The sequence below is a fragment of the Caballeronia sp. LZ024 genome, assembly GCF_031451455.1.
Taxonomy (GTDB): domain Bacteria; phylum Pseudomonadota; class Gammaproteobacteria; order Burkholderiales; family Burkholderiaceae; genus Caballeronia; species Caballeronia telluris.
The window spans coordinates 483,933-500,090 of sequence record NZ_JARUXL010000001.1; the positions used below are offsets into that span (position 1 = coordinate 483,933).

Genomic DNA, 16,158 nt, shown 5'->3' on the forward strand with positions numbered 1-16,158 from the left:
TCATTGACGCCAAGCTCATTGACGTCAAACCCACGCAGCGCGGTCTTCGCGCTGCTCGACGATTGCGAGTCGACCGCCGACAGACGGTCCACTCGTCTCTACACCGGCTTCGCGCACGATCGTTCCGCGACGGACGGCGCCTTGCTAGACTCCCTGTGCGCGGAGGTCGAAGCCGACGTGCGCAACGGTTTCCATGCGGTTCTCGTCGCGGACTACGAATTCGGCCGCAATCTGCAGTTGTCTGAAAAAGCGCGGCCCGGCGATGCCGCGCTGCGCTTTTTGCTGTTCCGCGATTGTGTGTTTCTCTCGCGCGATGAAGCCGATGCGTGGCTCGCCTCGCGGGACAACGGCGCGGCGGTGCCGTCGGCGGCGGGGGTCGCGGGTATCGAGGCGAGCGTCGCGCGCGACGCGTTCGATCGGGCGATCGCCGCCGTGCACGACGCTTTGCGCGCCGGCGATTCGTATCAGGTCAATTACACGTACCGGCTCGCGTTCGATGTGTTCGGCACGCCGCTCGCGCTCTATCGGCGGCTGCGGGCGAGGCAGCCGGTGCGCTACGGCGCGCTGATCGCTTTGCCGAACGGCGATGCCGTGATCTCGTGTTCGCCCGAACTTTTTGTCGAGCGCCAGGGCGACGTTCTGCGCGCGCGGCCGATGAAAGGCACCGCGCCGCGCGAAACCGATCCCCAACTTCTCCACAACGATCCGAAAAATCGCGCCGAAAACGTGATGATCGTCGACCTGCTGCGCAACGACATGTCGCGCGTGGCGGCCACCGGTTCGGTGCATGTGCCGGCGCTGTTCTCGGTCGAACCGTATGCGTCGGTGTGGCAGATGACGTCGACCATCGAGGCGCGCGTGCGCCCGGGCGTCGCTTTCCCCGACATTTTCCGCGCGCTCTTTCCGTGCGGCTCCATCACCGGCGCGCCGAAGTACCGGACGATGCAACTGATCGACGAAATCGAGAGCACGCCGCGCGGCTTGTACACGGGTGCGATCGGCTGGCTCGATCATGGCGGCGACTTCTGTCTTTCGGTCGCGATTCGCACGCTGGTCACGGGCGACGGACGCGGGACGATGGGCATCGGCGCGGGCATCGTCCTCGACAGCGTCGCCGACGACGAATATGCCGAGTGCCGCTTGAAAGCGTCGTTTCTGACGGGCGCGGATCCGGGCTTCGAACTCTTCGAGACCTTGTACGCGACGCGCGGCGAGGGCGTGCGGTATCTCGAACGCCATCTCGCGCGCCTTGCGCATAGCGCGCGGTATCTGGATTTTTCCCTGGAGCCGCAAAGGCTGCGCGGGCTCATCGACGAGCGATGCAAAACGTTCGACGCGGGCGCGCCGTATCGTCTGCGAATCGCGCTCGACAAGGACGGCACGATCACGCTGACGAGCGCGCCGCTTGCCCCGCTGGCCGCCGATAGCGTCGATGTGCTGCTCGCGTCCGAGCACGGCTTCGCGCCGCAAGCGTCGAGCGATCCGCTGTTGCGCCACAAAACCACGCGTCGCGCGGACTACGATCGCGCCTGGAAGGCGGCGGAAGCGCAGGGCGCCTTCGACATGATCTTTTTCAACGAACGCGATGAAGTGACGGAAGGCGCTCGCTCGACGGTCTTCGTCAAGCTCGAAGGCCGCTGGTACACGCCGCCGATCGACGCCGGCGTCCTGCCGGGCGTGATGCGCGCCGTGCTGGTGGAAGAACTCGACGTGGCCGAACGCACGATCACGCGCAACGATCTGGAACGCGCCGAAGCGCTGATGTTGAGCAATGCGCTGCGCGGCGCGGTCAAGGCGCAACTCAGGGGCGCGAAGTAAGTCCGTCGCCCACGCCTAGAACGTATGTTCCGGGCCGGGAAAACTTCCGTCCCGCACGGACCGCACATAGGTTTCGACGGCCGCGAAGATCGACGGCTGTCCGTTCATGAAATCCTTCACGAAGCGCGGCCGCTTGCCGGGGAAAATCCCGAGCATGTCGTGCAGCACCAGCACCTGTCCCGAACAGTCGATGCCTGCACCGATCCCGATCGTCGGAATCGTGACCTGCTCCGTCACTTCGCGCGCGAGCAGCGTCGGCACCGCTTCGATCACGAGCAGTTGCGCGCCCGCTTCCTGGAGCGCGAGCGCGTCGCGGCGCATCTGGGCCGCGGCCGCGTCGGTCTTGCCCTGCACCTTGAAGCCGCCGAACGCATGCACCGACTGCGGCGTGAGCCCGACATGCCCGCACACCGGAATCGATCGTTCGACGAGAAAGCGCACCGTATCGGCGAGCCATTCGCCGCCTTCGATCTTCACCATCTGCGCGCCCGCGCGCATCAGTTGCACCGCGTTCGCGTAGGCCTCCTCGCGCGAGCCGATGGTGCCGAACGGCATGTCCGCGACGATCAGCGCGCTCTTGTTGCCGCGCGCCACCGACGCCGTGTGATAAGCGATGTCCGCGAGCGTGACGGGAAGCGTCGTGCTGTGACCCTGCAGAACGTTGCCGAGCGAATCGCCGATCAGCATCACATCGACGCCCGCACGGTCGAGCAGCGCGGAAAAGCTCGCGTCGTAGCACGTCAGCATCACGATTCTTTCACCCGCGTCGCGCATCGCCTGAAGCTTGGGGACGGTGATCGCGTTGCGCGCGGTTTCCTGCAAGTACGCCATGATCTTTCCAGAGAAGGGTGAATCGTCTTGAAGCCGCAGGCCGTCAGACCGACATGCCCTTGACGAAGAATTCCTTGCGGCCACGCATCGACTCGATGCGCTCGGCGAAGAGGGCGAGGTCCGCGTGCGAATCGAGCGGATTCAGGTGCTCGGCGTTCACCGTGAGCAGCGGCGTCGCGTCGTAGTGATAGAAGAAGTCGTTGTACGCGTCGCAGAGCGCGCGCAAATACGCGTCGGAAATCTGCAGCTCCGAGGGCACCGCGCGCTTCTGAATGCGCGCGAACAGCACTTCGGGGCTCGCCTGCAGATACACGACGAGGTCCGGCGCGGGCGCGCTTGTATCGATGCGCGAGGCGATGTCGCGATACAGCTGGAACTCGTCGTCGGGCAGCGTGAGGCGCGCGAAGAGTTCGCTCTTCTGCGTGATGAAGTCGGCGATGAGCGGCGCGTGGCCGGACAGCGCGTCGGCGACTTCGCGCGTCTGCTGAAGGCGCTGCAACGCGAAGCTCAGTTGCGTTTGCAGCGCATAGCGCGTCGTGTCGCGATAGAAGCGTTCGAGAAATGGGTTGTCCTGCGGACGCTCGAAGAGGGTGCGCATCGACCAGCGCTCGGCGAGCAGCGTCGCGAGCGTCGTCTTGCCGACGCCGATCGGACCTTCGATCGCGATGTAACGATGCGGCGGGCGCGTCTGCGGCGCGGTGACGGTCAGGGGCGGAGCGGCGCTCATCGGCAGTGGGGCTTGTTGGATGCGGTGGAGGAGGCGGTCTTGTCGACACCTGGCGTGCCGAGCAAGGGACATTGGCACGTCGCGACCTTCTCGATGCGCTGATCGGCGACGGCGGCGAGGAACGCTTCGGCGCGGCCGCGCAACGGGATGATGCATTCGCCGTCGAGTTCGAGGAGCGGCACGAGCACGAACGCGCGCTCGGCGAGACGCGGATGCGGCACGATCAGGTCGGCTTCGTCGATGCTGGAGTCGCCGTAAAGCAGGATGTCGAGGTCGAGCGTGCGCGGCGCATTGCGATACGGCCGCTCGCGCCCGAACTGCTCTTCGACGGTATGGCAGAGCCTGAGCAACTGCCGCGCGGGCAACGACGTTTCGAGCTTCACGACGCAATTGAAATAGTCGTCGCCACCGGCGTCGATGGGCGCGGTGCGATAGAGGCTCGATTTCGCGAGCACGGTGATCGTGCGTTGCTGAGCAAGACACACGACTGCGTCTTTCAGGGTCTGGCGCGCGTCGCCGAGATTCGCGCCGAGACCCAGATAAGCTACCGTCATGGCATAAGTCCTACGACTGTCGTTGCGCGGCCAGCGTGACGGCCGACGCTCCGGTTGCGTCAATCGTCGTGGCTGTCGTTGCGTGCTTGGTTGCCTGCTTCGTTGCGTGCTTCGTTGCGTGCTTCGCGCGCGTCGCCATCGTCACGATGCTCGCCGCCTTCACGTTCCGCGGCGGCGGCGCCACTGTCCGCCGGGTCACCCGTCCTGCGGCTCTTCGCGTTGCTGCTGCGGCGCCGCCGCTTCTTCGGTGCGCGGTCCTTGCCGCCTTGCGAGAGCAGTGCTTCGCGCGCGGCGGCGTCGCCGTCGATGAAATCCGTCCACCACTGGCCGATTTCCAGATCGAGTTCGCCGGATTCGCATCGCAGCAAGAGGAAATCATAACCCGCTCTAAACCTTTGGTGTTCCAGCAGCTTCAGCGCGCTTCGGCCGGAGCGTTTTTCGAGCCGGTGCTGCAAGCCCCAGATCTCGCGCATGTCCGACGAAAAGCGTTTGTGGATCGCGAGTTTTTCCGTCTGCATGTCGAGCACGTCGTCCATCGCGCGATGCAGCGCGGGCACCGGATATTCGCCCGCGTTGGTGAACTGCTGCCAGCGCGTCTGCATGTCGTGCCACAGGAGCGTGGCGAACAAAAAGCCAGGCGACACCGGCTTGCCGGCGCGCACGCGTTCGTCGGTATTGGTGAGCGCGAGCGTCACGAACTTCTCGCCGTGCGGCTGTTCCAGCACAACATCGAGAAGCGGCAGCACGCCGTGATGCAGGCCTTCCGCGCGCAATCGCGTGAGGCACGCGAGCGCGTGGCCGGACAGCAGCAGCTTGAGCATCTCGTCGAAGAGACGCGCGGCCGGCACGTTGTTCATCAGGTCCGCGAGTTCCTTGATCGGGGCCCGCGTCGCGTCCTCGATCTCGAAGCCGAGTTTCGCCGCGAAACGCACGACGCGCAGCATGCGCACCGGGTCTTCGCGATAGCGCGTGGCCGGATCGCCGATCATGCGCAACAGGCGCGCGCGGATGTCGGCCATGCCGTCGTGATAGTCCAGCACGGTTTGCGTCGCCGGATCGTAGTACATCGCGTTGATCGTGAAATCGCGGCGCGTGGCGTCCTCGTGCTGCTCGCCCCAGACGTTGTCGCGCAGCACGCGGCCGCTCGCATCCACCGCGTGCGTGCGCGCGTCCAGCTCGCCGCGCTTCAGACGACGCGGCGGCTCGGCGGGCGGCGCGTCCGCGGGAACGTCGACGAGCGCGCGGAAGGTCGACGTCTCGATGATGTCCTGCCCGAACTGAACGTGGACGATCTGAAACCGCCGCCCGATGATGCGCGCGCGGCGAAAGAGCTTTTGCACCTGATCGGGCGTGGCGTCGGTGGCGACGTCGAAGTCCTTCGGCGCGACGCCGAGCAGCAGATCGCGCACCGCGCCGCCGACGATGAACGCGCGGTGGCCGGCTTCCTGCAAAGCGTCGGTCACGCGAACGGCGTTCTTCGAGATCAGCGACGGATCGATGCCGTGAATGTCCGAGGAGAGGATGACCGGCACGCTGGGATCGCGCTTCGGGGCCGGTGCGTCGGCGGGTTTCTTGCGCGTGCTTTTGCGGGCCGGCGCCCGGGCGGATGAGTCGGCCGGCGAGGTCGCCGACGATGCCGCGTCGGCCAATGCGCCATCGTTGGATGCGGCGCTATCCTGGCCGAACAGCTTGCGGATGAGTTTTTTGATCACTGTGAATTGAAGAGGTCCAGGATGCGCCAGCCGCGGGTTTGTGCGTGGGCGCGGAGCAGGTCGTCGGGGTTGGTCGCGATCGGGTCGGTGACTTGCTCGAGCAGCGGAATGTCGTTGTGCGAGTCGCTGTAGAAGTAGCTGTGCTTGAAGTCCGTGAGTGTCTTGCCCATCGATTCGAGCCACGCCTCGACGCGCACGATCTTGCCTTCGCGGTAGCTCGGCGTGCCCTTCGGACGGCCGGTGAAGGCGCCGTGCGGATGGTCGTCGACGGTTTCGACTTCGCACGCGATCAGCGCCTCGATGCCGAATGCCTCGGCGATCGGCGCGGTGATGAACGCGTTGGTCGCGGTGACGAGGCAGCAGAGGTCACCGTTGTCCTGGTGCTCGCGCACGAGCGTGACGGCGGCCGGGACGATGCGCGGATTGATGACCTCGTGCATGAACTGCACGTGCCAGTCGGCGAGCTGCTCGCGGGAATATTTCGAGAGCGGCGCGAGCATCGCGTGCAGGTAGGCGTCGATGTCGAGCACGCCCGCCTTGTAGTCCGCGTAGAACGCGTCGTTCTCGCGCGCGAACTTTTCCGCATCGACGATGCCGAGCTTCACCATGAAGCGACCCCATTCGTGGTCGCTGTCGGTCGGGATGAGCGTGTGATCGAGATCAAAGAGGGCGAGGTTCATGGGAGCGCATTTTACTTGAAGCGGGTTGAAGCCGTTTCCGGCGGCGCCGAGACGGAATCGAGGCTCAGCGGATCGCCGAGCAGGTCGGTCGTCGCGGGGTCCGGCGCGCTCGCGCCATGCCCGGGCGGCGCGTCTGCCGGCGCGTCCTCGCCGTCGCTCGCGCGCGCGCTCCGCGTCATGTTGCGCAGGAGCGTCAGCGTGACCGCGCGTTTCTGTTCGAGCGAAAAGCGGTCGAGTTCGTCGAGGAGCGCCATCAGGCTCGGCATGTCGCGGCGAAAATGCGTCAGGAGGTAGGCGGGCAGGTCGTCCGCGAGTGCGATGCCGCGCTCGCGCGCCGCGTGCTTCAGCACCGACGCCTTGCCTTCGTCCGTGAGCGCGGCGAGATGGAACACCAGCCCCCAGCCGAGCCTCGTGCGCAGGTCTTCACGCACTTCGAGACCCATCGGCGGCGCGCTGCCGGTGGCGACCAGCGCGCTCGTCGGATGCGCGCGCACTTCGTTGAAGAGGTTGAAGAGCGCGATCTGCTGCGCGCCGGACAGGCCGTCGCAGTCGTCGATGGCGTAAAGCGTCACGCGCGGATCGAAGACGAACGCGGTCAGCGCGCTTTGCGGGCTCAGAAAACGCGCGCGGCCGGTTGCTTCATGGACGAGCGCCTTCAGCAGGTGGCTGCGGCCGCTGCCCGGCTCGCCCCAGATGTAGAAAGTGCGGTCCGCGACCGGGCCGGCCGCGAGCGCGCCTTCCAGCTCGCGCAGGCGCGTCACGAGTTCGTGGTTGCTCGCGGCGAAGAAATTGTCGAAGGTGGCAGGCGGCGGCGTGCCGAGATCGAGCGTCAGTTGGCGTTGCACGGGCAGTCGGTTCCGTCGGGGCGTATCTTGAAATGCAGGGTGCGGGTCGTGCCGCGGTACGGTTCGCGCCGGGCGCCGGACGTTTCGCGCTTCCCCCCGATCCTGAAAACGATTCGGACGTGATCGGGACGAGGCGCGGCGAAACGCGTGAATTCCAGCCGCAGGGCTGTCATCGGGTAAAATCGTATTTTACCGACCTTCTCGCTCATCCCCCATGAATCAGCCGAAAACCGCCCCCGACGCCCAAGGTTTGTCCTATCGCGACGCGGGCGTGGATATCGATGCCGGCGACGCGCTCGTCGACCGGATCAAGCCGTTTGCCAAGAAAACGATGCGCGATGGCGTGCTGGGCGGCATCGGCGGATTCGGCGCGCTGTTCGAAGTGCCGAAGCGCTACAAGGAGCCGGTGCTGGTGTCGGGCACGGACGGCGTCGGCACCAAGCTGCGCCTTGCGTTCCAACTGAACAAGCACGACACGGTCGGGCAGGATCTCGTCGCGATGAGCGTGAACGACATTCTCGTGCAGGGCGCGGAACCGCTCTTCTTCCTCGACTACTTCGCGTGCGGCAAGCTCGACGTCGACACGGCGGCGACCGTCGTCAAGGGCATCGCGCAAGGGTGCGAGTACGCGGGCTGCGCGCTGATCGGCGGCGAAACGGCGGAAATGCCGGGCATGTACCCGGACGGCGAATACGATCTCGCGGGCTTCGCGGTCGGCGCGGTGGAAAAGAGCAAGATCATCGACGGCAGCACGATCAAGCCGGGCGACGTGGTGCTCGGGCTGGCATCGAGCGGCATCCATTCGAACGGCTACTCGCTCGTGCGCAAGGTCATCGAGCGCGCGCAGCCGGACCTCGCCGCCGACTTCGACGGCCGGCCGCTCGCCGACGCGCTGATGGCGCCGACCCGCATCTACGTGAAGCCGCTCCTCTCGCTGATGCAAAGCGTGACGGTGAAGGGCATGGCGCACATCACGGGCGGCGGGCTGGTTGAAAACATTCCGCGCGTGCTGCGCGAAGGGCTGACCGCCGAACTCGATCATCGCGCGTGGCCGCTGCCGCCGCTCTTCTCGTGGCTGCAGAAGCACGGCGGCGTCGCGGATGCGGAAATGCATCGCGTGTTCAACTGCGGGATCGGGATGGCGGTGGTCGTCGCCGCCGAAGACGCGGAAGCGGCGACCGGTTTGCTGTCGGCTGCCGGCGAGCAGGTCTGGACGATCGGCACGGTGCGCGCAAGCCGCGAAGGCGAGGCGCAGACCGTCGTGGTCTGAGTTTCATGCGCCGCCGCATGAAAACCGCTCCCCAGGGAGCGGTTTTTTATTGGCTCACGCGTTCGATTGCCTGAAGGGCCTGCGCGGTGGCATCGTCCGCGCAGCAGTCGATCACGATGCGCTCCGGCATCGCGCGCAGCCACGTCAGCTGGCGCTTGCACAACTGGCGCGTCGCGAAGATGCCCTTGTCGCGCATCGTGTCGTGGTCGGTCGCGCCGTCGAGATAGTCCCACGCCTGCCGGTAGCCGACGCAGCGCATCGAAGGCATCGCGAGATTCAGGTCGCCGCGCGCGCGCAGGCGCTTCACTTCGTCGATGAAACCGTGCGCCAGCATCGCGTGAAAACGGGCGGCGATGCGCGCGTGCAGCACACTGCGGTCCGACGGTTCCAGCGCGATCGGCACGAATTGCCAGCGCGCCGGCTCCTGCTCGCGGCGCGGCGCGGCGAGCAGCGCCGACATCGGCTGCCCGCTCAGCATGAACACTTCGAGCGCGCGCTGGATGCGCTGCGAGTCGTTCGGCGCGAGCCGCGCAGCGGTTGCCGGATCGATCTCGGCGAGCCGCGCATGCAGCGCGGGCCAGCCGTCGCGCCCGGCGTCGGCATCGAGCGCCGCGCGAACCTCCGGGTCCGCCGCGGGCAGGTCGTTCAGGCCCTGCGTCAGCGCCTTGTAGTACAGCATCGTCCCGCCGACCAGGAGCGGCACGTTCCCGCGCGCCTCGATCTCGCCGACGAGACGCAGCGCGTCGGCGCGAAACTCGGCTGCGGAATACGTCTCGGCCGGATCGATGATGTCGATCAGATGATGCGGCGCCGCCGCGCGTTCATCGGCGCTCGGCTTCGCGGTGCCGATGTCCATCTCGCGGTAGACGAGCGCCGAATCGACGCTCACGATTTCCACCGGCCGCCGCGCCGCGAACGCGAGCGCGGCGGCGGTCTTGCCCGACGCCGTCGGGCCGAGCAGACAGGCGATCTGCTTCGTCGGCGAATCGCTCATTGTCCGCGCATGAAGAGGCGGTCGAGGTCGCCGAGCGTCAGCTGGAACCAGGTCGGCCGGCCGTGATTGCACTGGTCGGCGCGTTCGGTGGCTTCCATCTGACGCAGGAGCGCGTTCATTTCGTCGAGCGTGAGGCGCCGGTTCGCGCGCACCGCGTGATGGCAGGCGAGCGTGCCGAGCAGTTCGTGCTGGCGCTCGGTCAACACGCGCGAGCCGCCGTAGGCTTGCAGATCGGCGAGCACGGCGCGCGCGAGCGATTGCAGATCGGCGTCCTTGAGGAGCGCAGGCACGGCGCGGATCGCGATCGACGTCGGCGAGAGCACCGCGAGGTCGAAGCCGAGCGCATCGAGCGTCGCGCGCTCCTCCTCGACGACGCCGATGTCCACCGGCTCCGCCGTGATGGCAACGGGGATCAGAAGCGGCTGCACGGCGATCGTCCGATTCGCGAGCGCGTTCTTGAACTGCTCGTAAAGGATGCGTTCGTGGGCCGCGTGCATGTCGACGATCACGAGCCCCTGCGCGTTCTGCGCGAGCACGTAGATGCCGTGAATCTGGCCGAGGGCGAAGCCGAGCGGCTGGTCGTCGTGATCGGCGTGAGCGAGAGCGGCGGGCGCGCTGTCGGACGCCCATTGGGTCGGCGCGGGCGACGCGTCCTTGCGGCCGAAGAGGGCGTCGTAAAGCGCGAGCGGCTGCGCGACGGGCAGCGTGCCCTGCGTCATCCGCGATTGACGCAGCCAGGTCGTGCCGCTTTCGCTTTTCGCGCTTTCTTGCGCCGCGTTCGCGCCCAGCACGCCCGCGCCCGCGAGCGGCCGCGCGCTGAACGAAGCTGGACCGCTCGGCTGCAATTGCGCGGCGTGCGCGCCCGATGTCGTTTCCGGCGACGCCCCCGCGTGCCGCGCCAGCGCGCGCTGGACGGCGTGAAACACGAACTGGTGGATCGAGCGCGAATCGCGGAAACGCACTTCGATCTTCGACGGATGCACGTTCACGTCGACGGATTCGGGCGGCAGGTCGAGAAACAGCACATACGACGGATAGCGATTGCCATGCAGCACATCTTCGTAGGCGGCGCGCACGGCGTGCGTCAGCAGCTTGTCGCGGACAAAGCGGCCGTTGACGAAGAAATACTGCTGGTCGGCGCGGCCGCGGCTCGCGGTCGGCAGACCGGCGCAGCCGTAGACCGCGAGCGGCCCGGCGCGCTCGTCGAGCGGCAGATGCGCCGTATCGAACACTTCGCCGAGAATCTTCGCGACGCGCGCCTGCGGATCGCTCGCGTTCCAGTGCTCGACGGCCTTACCGTTGTGCATCACTGAAATTGCGACGTCGGGCCGCGCGAGCGCGACGCGCCGGATCACTTCGAGGCAATGGCCGAGTTCCGTCTGCTCGCTTTTCAGGAACTTTCTGCGCGCGGGCGTGTTGAAGTAGAGTTCGCGCACTTCCATCGTCGTGCCGACGGTGCCCGCCGCCGGCGAGAGCGCGCCCGTCTGCGCGTCGATGCGCATCGCGTGCGCGCAGTCGCTCGTGCGGCTCGTGATGAACAGTTCGGCCACCGACGCGATCGACGCCAGCGCCTCGCCGCGAAAGCCGAGCGTCGCGACCGCTTCGAGTTCCGCGAGCGAGCGGATCTTGCTCGTCGCGTGGCGCAGGAGCGCGAGCGGCAGTTGATCGGGCGGCATGCCGCAGCCGTCGTCGGCGATCACGATGCGTTTCACGCCGCCTTCGTCGAGCGTGATGCGCAGGGTCGTGGCGCCGGCGTCGAGCGCGTTCTCCAGCAGTTCCTTGACGACGGACGCGGGGCGTTCGACCACTTCGCCCGCCGCGATCTGGCTGATCAGCTGGTCGGGAAGCGGCTGGATTGCGCGCAGGCGGCGCGCGCCGTCGACGGGCGCGGCGGCGGGGGTATCGGTGAGATCGGGCATGGCGAAATTATAGCGATCGCGTGCGAGGCGCACTCGGCAGTCGGCTTCGACCGCCACGGTATCGGCTCCGTGCCGCCAAATGCAGGCGCGCTAAGTTTCCGGCTTTCGACTTTCGGTATCATGACGCGACCGCTTTTCGAGCGCCTTCGATGCCCGTCACGCACGGCCGCAGCGCGCCGTCTCAATCATTTCAAGGAACGCTTTTGGACACACTGCTGCAATTTCTGGGGCTCATTCTCCACATCGACAAATCGCTCGGCTACTTCATCCAGCACTATGGCGGCTGGGTGTATGCGGTGCTCTTCTTGATCGTGTTCTGTGAAACCGGGCTGGTCGTGTTTCCGTTCCTGCCGGGCGATTCGCTGCTTTTCATCGGCGGCGCGTTTGCCGCGACCGGCTCGATGCATCTGGGCGTGCTGATCGTGCTGCTGCTGGTGGCGGCCATCGGCGGCAACACGGTGAATTACTGGATCGGGCGCGCGGTCGGACCGAAAGTGTTCCATTCGAACATTCCGGTTCTGGAACGTTTTCTCGACCGCGCCGCGCTCCAGAAGACCCATAACTTCTACGAAAAGCACGGCGGCAAGACCATCGTCATCGCGCGTTTCGTGCCGGTGGTGCGCACGTTCGCGCCGTTCGTCGCGGGCGCGTCGGCGATGGATGCCACGCGTTTTCAGGTGTTCAACGTGCTCGGCGCGCTGATCTGGGTGCTGTTGCTGGTGCTGCTCGGCTACTTCTTCGGCAATATTCCGTTCATCCGGCAATACCTGAACGTGATCGTGCTCGTTGGGATCGGCGCTGCGGTCATTCCCATCGCGCTCGGCGCGCTGTGGAAGATGACACGGCGCAAGTCGTCGAAGGTCTGAGCGGCGTTCGCTGGCGTCAGCATCGGCATGAAACGGACGAGGCCGCCTTGCGGGCGGCCTCGTCGTTTCCGCGGATCGCGCGATGTTTAGCCGCGCTTGAAAAGCCGCAGGACGAACAGCAGCACGACCGCGCCGATCACCGCCGTGATGAGCGAGCCGAGCAGGCCGCCGCCGAACGAAATGCCGATCACGCCCGAGAGCCAGCTGCCGATCACCGCACCGACGATGCCGACCAGAATGTCGACCAAAAGGCCGAAGCCGCCGCCCTTGACGAGCAGGCCTGCGAGCCAGCCCGCCACCGCGCCGATGATCAGCGCCCAAACGAGTCCGTGTTGCATGAATTCCATGCGTCAATCTCCGTAAAGTGAAAATGCAGGATGCACCCGCATCGAGCGCGGTGAATGTAGCCGATGCGCGCATGCCGTGGAGGCCCGGAAATGTCAAGCATTGTCAGAACACCGATCGCGCCGACATTCGGCCAGGTAGCCGATAAAATGCCGCCTGCGCCAGCCGGTTATTCGGACATACGCAGATGCGAGCACGCGATTCCCTGTGATAACGTAAAACGTTAGAACGCCAAAGTTTCGGGGCCTTTTCGACGCAGTGACAGCGCCCGATGTGGTGAATTTGGCGTCCGGAATCGTGAATCATCGTTAAATGTTTTATGCTCGCGGGGATGTGTCAGGCGTGAAGTGGAAAGTCGAATCGAAGGTGGCAGGCAGCAGTGAAATGAATGGGTGGCGTCGGGCCCGCATGGCGGTCGTGGCGCTCGGGCTGGCGGCGATGTTGTCCGGATGCAGCATCTTCGGTTGCGGCGGCGCGGCGTCGAACGGTGGCTTTTTCGGCGGCTGCGGCGCCGGCATGCGGTTCTGAGCGGCGCGGTGGTCGTCGGAACGTCGATAAAACAAACAGGCAGGGTTCGGAAGTATGGCGGTGATGCGTTCAGGATTATTCAGGTTGACGGCGTGGGCCGTCGTTTGCGGAGCAGGGCTCGCGTCGTGTTCATCGGCGCTCGTGCCGGCGCCGGTCGTCGAGCGCTCGACGGGCGGCGATGCGTCCACGGCGGTTCAGCCAACCGCCGGCACGTCGGCGGCGTCTGCGCCCGCGTCGCCGCTCGCCTCGGCAGCGCCGGCCGTGGCGCCGGCCGGGCCGGGGTTCTATCGCGTGAAACCGGGCGATACGCTCTTTGGCATCGCGCGCACGTACAAGCAGAAGCCGGCTGATATCGTCAAGTGGAACAACCTGCCGGAGAGCCGGCAGGTCAACATCGACCAGTTGCTGCGCATCGCGCCGCCGGGCGCGGCGCTCGCCGCCACCGACGACTGGAGCAAGTCCGTCGCGGCGCCCGCCACCGCAAAGACGGCGCAACCGCCGGTGCTGGCCGCCACGACACCCGCGCCTTCCGCGACACCTTCGCCCAAGCCGGCGCCTGAGCCATCGGCTGCGGAGCCGGAAGCGAGCGGCAAGGGCATTTCGCTCGCGTGGCCGACCCAGGGCGACGTGGTCACGAAGTTCGGCGCGAGCGGCAGCAAGGGCATCGATATCTCGGGCAAGCTCGGGTCGCCCGTGAAGGCGGCGGCGCCGGGCAAGGTGGTCTATGCGGGAAGCGGCCTGCGCGCCTACGGCCAGATGATCATCGTGAAGCACGGCGGCGACTACCTCACGGCCTACGCGCACAACAGCAAGCTGCTCGTGCACGAAGGCGATACGGTGAAGCAGGGCACGACCATCGCCGACATGGGCACTGGTCCGGACGGCAAGGCCGTGCTTCACTTCGAGCTGCGCAAGTCGGGTCAGGCGGTCGATCCGGTGCCGCTCCTCAAGTGACGGCCCGCGCCGCGCCCTGCGCGCGGCGATGCGAGCCAGAGTGAAATCAGATCGAACCCGATCGAACCAGACGGCAGGGAGGCCGCTCGTGAAAAGAATCGCGCTTGCCGTGCTTTGCGCGGCGTCGCTCCTGAGCGGCTGCGACCAGCAGCAAAGCGATGACGCCATGAACAAGCTCAAGTCGTTTTTCAATTCGGTGAAGCCGGACGCCCTGCTGTTGAAGGACCTGAAGCCGGGCGTGACGACCGAAGCCGAGATCCGCGACCAAATGGGCGAACCCGAAACCGCGCGCGCGTTCACGGACGGCTCGAAGCGGCTCGAGTACCCGCGCGGTCCGGCGGGCACGGCGACCTACATGGTCGATCTCGATGCGAACGGCCGCTTCGTCTCGGTCACGCAGGTGCTGACGGCCGAGAACATCGCGAAAGTGCGGCCGGGCATGACGCAGGACGAAGTCCGGCGTCTGCTCGGCAAGCCGACCACCGTGGCGGAGTATCCGCTCAAGAAGGAGCGCGTCTGGAGCTGGCACTGGGAAGAGGGCGGCGTGACGCGCGACGCGATGTTCAACGCGCACTTCGGCCCCGACGGCATCGTGACGACGACATCGCGCTCGGAAGCAGAGGGCGGCGGCAAGCACTGAAGGCGTGGCGGATCAGCGACCCGGGCGTCGATGGCAGGAACTCTGGCGGGACGATGGACCACAAGACCTATTGCAATCATTTCAGACGGACGGTGCGCGAGCGTCGTGCGCTGATGGAACAGGCGGGACAGTACCGGGAAGCGCGTGCGCAGAAGCCCGCCGCGAAGCCCGGCGTTTCGTGGAACTGCACACGCGGCCACGCCTGGGACGACGCCTTGAGCGTCACACAGAACGTGCGCTGCATGAACTGCGCTTCGCAACGCCGTGAGCTGGAGACGCAGCGCCTGCGTGAATTCGCAGCACTGCGCGGCGGCGCGCTCCTGTCGGAATGCTACGTCGATGCGCATACGCCGCTGCGCTGGCAGTGCGCATTCGGACATGCGTGGGAAGCGCGCGCGGACGCGATCGAACGTGAATGGTGTCTGGATTGCGTGCGCGAGCGTGTCTACGACGGAGTGTCGAGCGTCCAGCGCGGCTAGCCCGCCCTGATTCATTCGCCAGACGGGCCGCTTGCCGGTTTCTGCGCCATGTCCCGTAACTGCTGCATCAGCCAGGCGTGCGCCGGGTCCGCCTCGAACCGCTTGTGCCACGACATGTAGAGCGGCGTCGCGGCGAAGTCGACCGGCGGCTCGTGCACGGACAGGCCGAAGCGCTCGGCGAACGCGCCGGCCATGCGGCTCGGCACATTGCAGATGTAGCCCGTGCGCGCCGCGATGATCGGCATCGCCATAAGTTCTGCACGACCGCCCCGATAGGCCGTTGCAGACCAAGGCTCGAAAGCGTCTGATCGACGATCGATTCCTGCCGCGGCGGCAACTGAATGATCACATGCGGCCGATCCAGATAAAGATCGAGCGGGAAACGGCGGCTCCTGAGCTTTTCCTGTTTCCAGATGAGCGTCGCGATCCTGATCTCCGTGAGCGTTTCGTTGTGCACGCCCATGCCCTTCTGCGGATGGCCGCCGATGATCGTATCGACCTCGCCCGACTCCAGTTGCGCCAGTGCCAGCTCGCCCTCCGGCACGGGATGCATCCGCACGACGATGCCCGGCGCTTCCTTTCCAAGATGCTCGACCAGTTGCGGCACGATCGAAAACTCGACCAGATCGCCCGCCGCGATGTTGAACTGCCGCACGGCGAGCGACGGCACGAACGTTTTTTGACCTTGTAGCGCAAGCCCGATCTTTTCCAGCGCCTCGCGGACCGGGCCGATCAGCGCTTCGCTGCGCGCGGTCGGCACGAGCCCGCCTTTTGCATTCACGAACAGTTCGTCTCCGACCGCATCGCGCAGACGCCGAAGCGCGTGGCTCACGGCAGGCTGCGTCAGCGCGAGGCGGTCGCTCGCCCGCGTGACACTGCGCGTCTCCCACAGCATCACGAATATCGAAAGCAGGTTCAGATCGAAGCTGGCGATATTAATTTTGTGCATGCGTCGAATAATAACACTTCATTTTACTTATAAGACTGCTCCTGTTC

18 protein-coding genes and 1 pseudogene are annotated in these 16,158 nt (G+C 66.2%); 7 read left to right on the forward strand and 12 right to left on the reverse strand.

Annotation, left to right across the window (positions count from 1 at the left end; translation table 11 throughout):
* Window positions 1-18 precede the first annotated feature (18 nt).
* Window positions 19-1,818, forward strand: a complete 1,800-nt coding sequence (pabB, locus tag QCE48_RS02290; protein ID WP_404982920.1) for an aminodeoxychorismate synthase component I — start codon at window positions 19-21, stop codon at window positions 1,816-1,818.
* A gap of 15 nt (window positions 1,819-1,833) precedes the next feature.
* Here the strand turns inward: pabB and panB are convergent, their stop codons facing one another.
* Genes panB through QCE48_RS02330 form a run of 7 tightly spaced genes read right to left on the reverse strand, consistent with a single transcriptional unit; the run spans window position 1,834 to window position 7,376 of the window.
* Window positions 1,834-2,649 carry a 3-methyl-2-oxobutanoate hydroxymethyltransferase gene (gene panB, locus QCE48_RS02295; RefSeq protein ID WP_309786348.1) on the reverse strand — a complete coding sequence of 272 codons (816 nt, stop codon included), beginning with the start codon at window positions 2,647-2,649 and terminating at the stop codon, window positions 1,834-1,836.
* A 43-nt stretch (window positions 2,650-2,692) separates the two neighbouring features.
* Window positions 2,693-3,376 (reverse strand): deoxynucleoside kinase, encoded by a 684-nt coding sequence (locus tag QCE48_RS02300; protein ID WP_309786347.1) that lies wholly within the window; start codon window positions 3,374-3,376, stop codon window positions 2,693-2,695.
* Window positions 3,373-3,930: a 2-amino-4-hydroxy-6-hydroxymethyldihydropteridine diphosphokinase gene (gene folK, locus QCE48_RS02305; protein WP_309786346.1), complete on the reverse strand. Its 558-nt coding sequence runs from the start codon at window positions 3,928-3,930 to the stop codon at window positions 3,373-3,375. The genes QCE48_RS02300 and folK overlap by 4 nt, the downstream gene beginning before the upstream one ends.
* Window positions 3,931-3,989: 59 nt before the next feature.
* The gene (gene pcnB / locus QCE48_RS02310; protein WP_404982918.1) at window positions 3,990-5,642 is read right to left on the reverse strand and encodes a polynucleotide adenylyltransferase PcnB; all 1,653 of its coding nucleotides are present in this window, start codon (window positions 5,640-5,642) and stop codon (window positions 3,990-3,992) included.
* The gene (locus QCE48_RS02320) at window positions 5,639-6,322 is read right to left on the reverse strand and encodes an HAD family hydrolase (RefSeq protein ID WP_309786343.1); all 684 of its coding nucleotides are present in this window, start codon (window positions 6,320-6,322) and stop codon (window positions 5,639-5,641) included. Before QCE48_RS02320 ends, pcnB begins: the two co-directional genes overlap by 4 nt.
* Before the next feature lie 11 nt (window positions 6,323-6,333).
* Window positions 6,334-7,173 carry a DnaA regulatory inactivator Hda gene (gene hda, locus QCE48_RS02325; protein WP_309788295.1) on the reverse strand — a complete coding sequence of 280 codons (840 nt, stop codon included), beginning with the start codon at window positions 7,171-7,173 and terminating at the stop codon, window positions 6,334-6,336.
* Window positions 7,152-7,376, reverse strand: coding sequence for a hypothetical protein (locus QCE48_RS02330; RefSeq protein WP_309786342.1), 225 nt, complete (start codon window positions 7,374-7,376; stop codon window positions 7,152-7,154). Before QCE48_RS02330 ends, hda begins: the two co-directional genes overlap by 22 nt.
* A 5-nt stretch (window positions 7,377-7,381) precedes the next feature.
* Here QCE48_RS02330 and purM point away from each other — a divergent pair, with 5 nt between their 5' ends.
* Complete coding sequence (purM, locus tag QCE48_RS02335) at window positions 7,382-8,437, forward strand: phosphoribosylformylglycinamidine cyclo-ligase (RefSeq protein WP_309786340.1); 1,056 nt, start codon at window positions 7,382-7,384, stop codon at window positions 8,435-8,437.
* Between the two features lie 46 nt (window positions 8,438-8,483).
* Here purM and miaA read toward each other — a convergent pair whose 3' ends face one another.
* Window positions 8,484-9,431 carry a tRNA (adenosine(37)-N6)-dimethylallyltransferase MiaA gene (miaA, locus tag QCE48_RS02340; protein WP_309786338.1) on the reverse strand — a complete coding sequence of 316 codons (948 nt, stop codon included), beginning with the start codon at window positions 9,429-9,431 and terminating at the stop codon, window positions 8,484-8,486.
* Window positions 9,428-11,350, reverse strand: a complete 1,923-nt coding sequence (gene mutL, locus QCE48_RS02345; protein ID WP_309788294.1) for a DNA mismatch repair endonuclease MutL — start codon at window positions 11,348-11,350, stop codon at window positions 9,428-9,430. Before mutL ends, miaA begins: the two co-directional genes overlap by 4 nt.
* Window positions 11,351-11,553: 203 nt before the next feature.
* Here mutL and QCE48_RS02350 point away from each other — a divergent pair, with 203 nt between their 5' ends.
* Window positions 11,554-12,216: a VTT domain-containing protein gene (locus QCE48_RS02350; protein WP_309786336.1), complete on the forward strand. Its 663-nt coding sequence runs from the start codon at window positions 11,554-11,556 to the stop codon at window positions 12,214-12,216.
* 86 nt (window positions 12,217-12,302) lie between these two features.
* Here QCE48_RS02350 and QCE48_RS02355 read toward each other — a convergent pair whose 3' ends face one another.
* Window positions 12,303-12,554 carry a GlsB/YeaQ/YmgE family stress response membrane protein gene (locus tag QCE48_RS02355; RefSeq protein WP_309788293.1) on the reverse strand — a complete coding sequence of 84 codons (252 nt, stop codon included), beginning with the start codon at window positions 12,552-12,554 and terminating at the stop codon, window positions 12,303-12,305.
* Window positions 12,555-12,903: 349 nt separating this feature from the next.
* Here QCE48_RS02355 and QCE48_RS02360 point away from each other — a divergent pair, with 349 nt between their 5' ends.
* The 4 genes from QCE48_RS02360 (at window position 12,904) to QCE48_RS02375 (ending at window position 15,162) form a co-directional block, all read left to right on the forward strand.
* A complete protein-coding gene (locus tag QCE48_RS02360; protein ID WP_309794198.1) occupies window positions 12,904-13,089 on the forward strand; it encodes a hypothetical protein in 186 nt (61 codons plus the stop codon).
* A gap of 84 nt (window positions 13,090-13,173) precedes the next feature.
* Complete coding sequence (locus QCE48_RS02365; protein ID WP_309786334.1) at window positions 13,174-14,043, forward strand: peptidoglycan DD-metalloendopeptidase family protein; 870 nt, start codon at window positions 13,174-13,176, stop codon at window positions 14,041-14,043.
* Between the two features lie 166 nt (window positions 14,044-14,209).
* Complete coding sequence (bamE, locus tag QCE48_RS02370; RefSeq protein ID WP_309788292.1) at window positions 14,210-14,683, forward strand: outer membrane protein assembly factor BamE; 474 nt, start codon at window positions 14,210-14,212, stop codon at window positions 14,681-14,683.
* 53 nt (window positions 14,684-14,736) lie between these two features.
* Window positions 14,737-15,162: a hypothetical protein gene (locus tag QCE48_RS02375; protein ID WP_309786332.1), complete on the forward strand. Its 426-nt coding sequence runs from the start codon at window positions 14,737-14,739 to the stop codon at window positions 15,160-15,162.
* An 11-nt stretch (window positions 15,163-15,173) separates the two neighbouring features.
* Here the strand turns inward: QCE48_RS02375 and QCE48_RS02380 are convergent, their stop codons facing one another.
* Together QCE48_RS02380 and QCE48_RS31800 are read right to left on the reverse strand one after the other, a co-directional pair.
* A complete protein-coding gene (locus tag QCE48_RS02380; RefSeq protein WP_309786330.1) occupies window positions 15,174-15,413 on the reverse strand; it encodes a hypothetical protein in 240 nt (79 codons plus the stop codon).
* A gap of 62 nt (window positions 15,414-15,475) precedes the next feature.
* Window positions 15,476-16,111, reverse strand: a pseudogene (locus tag QCE48_RS31800) (LysR family transcriptional regulator); the annotation flags it as partial.
* Window positions 16,112-16,158: the final 47 nt, after the last annotated feature.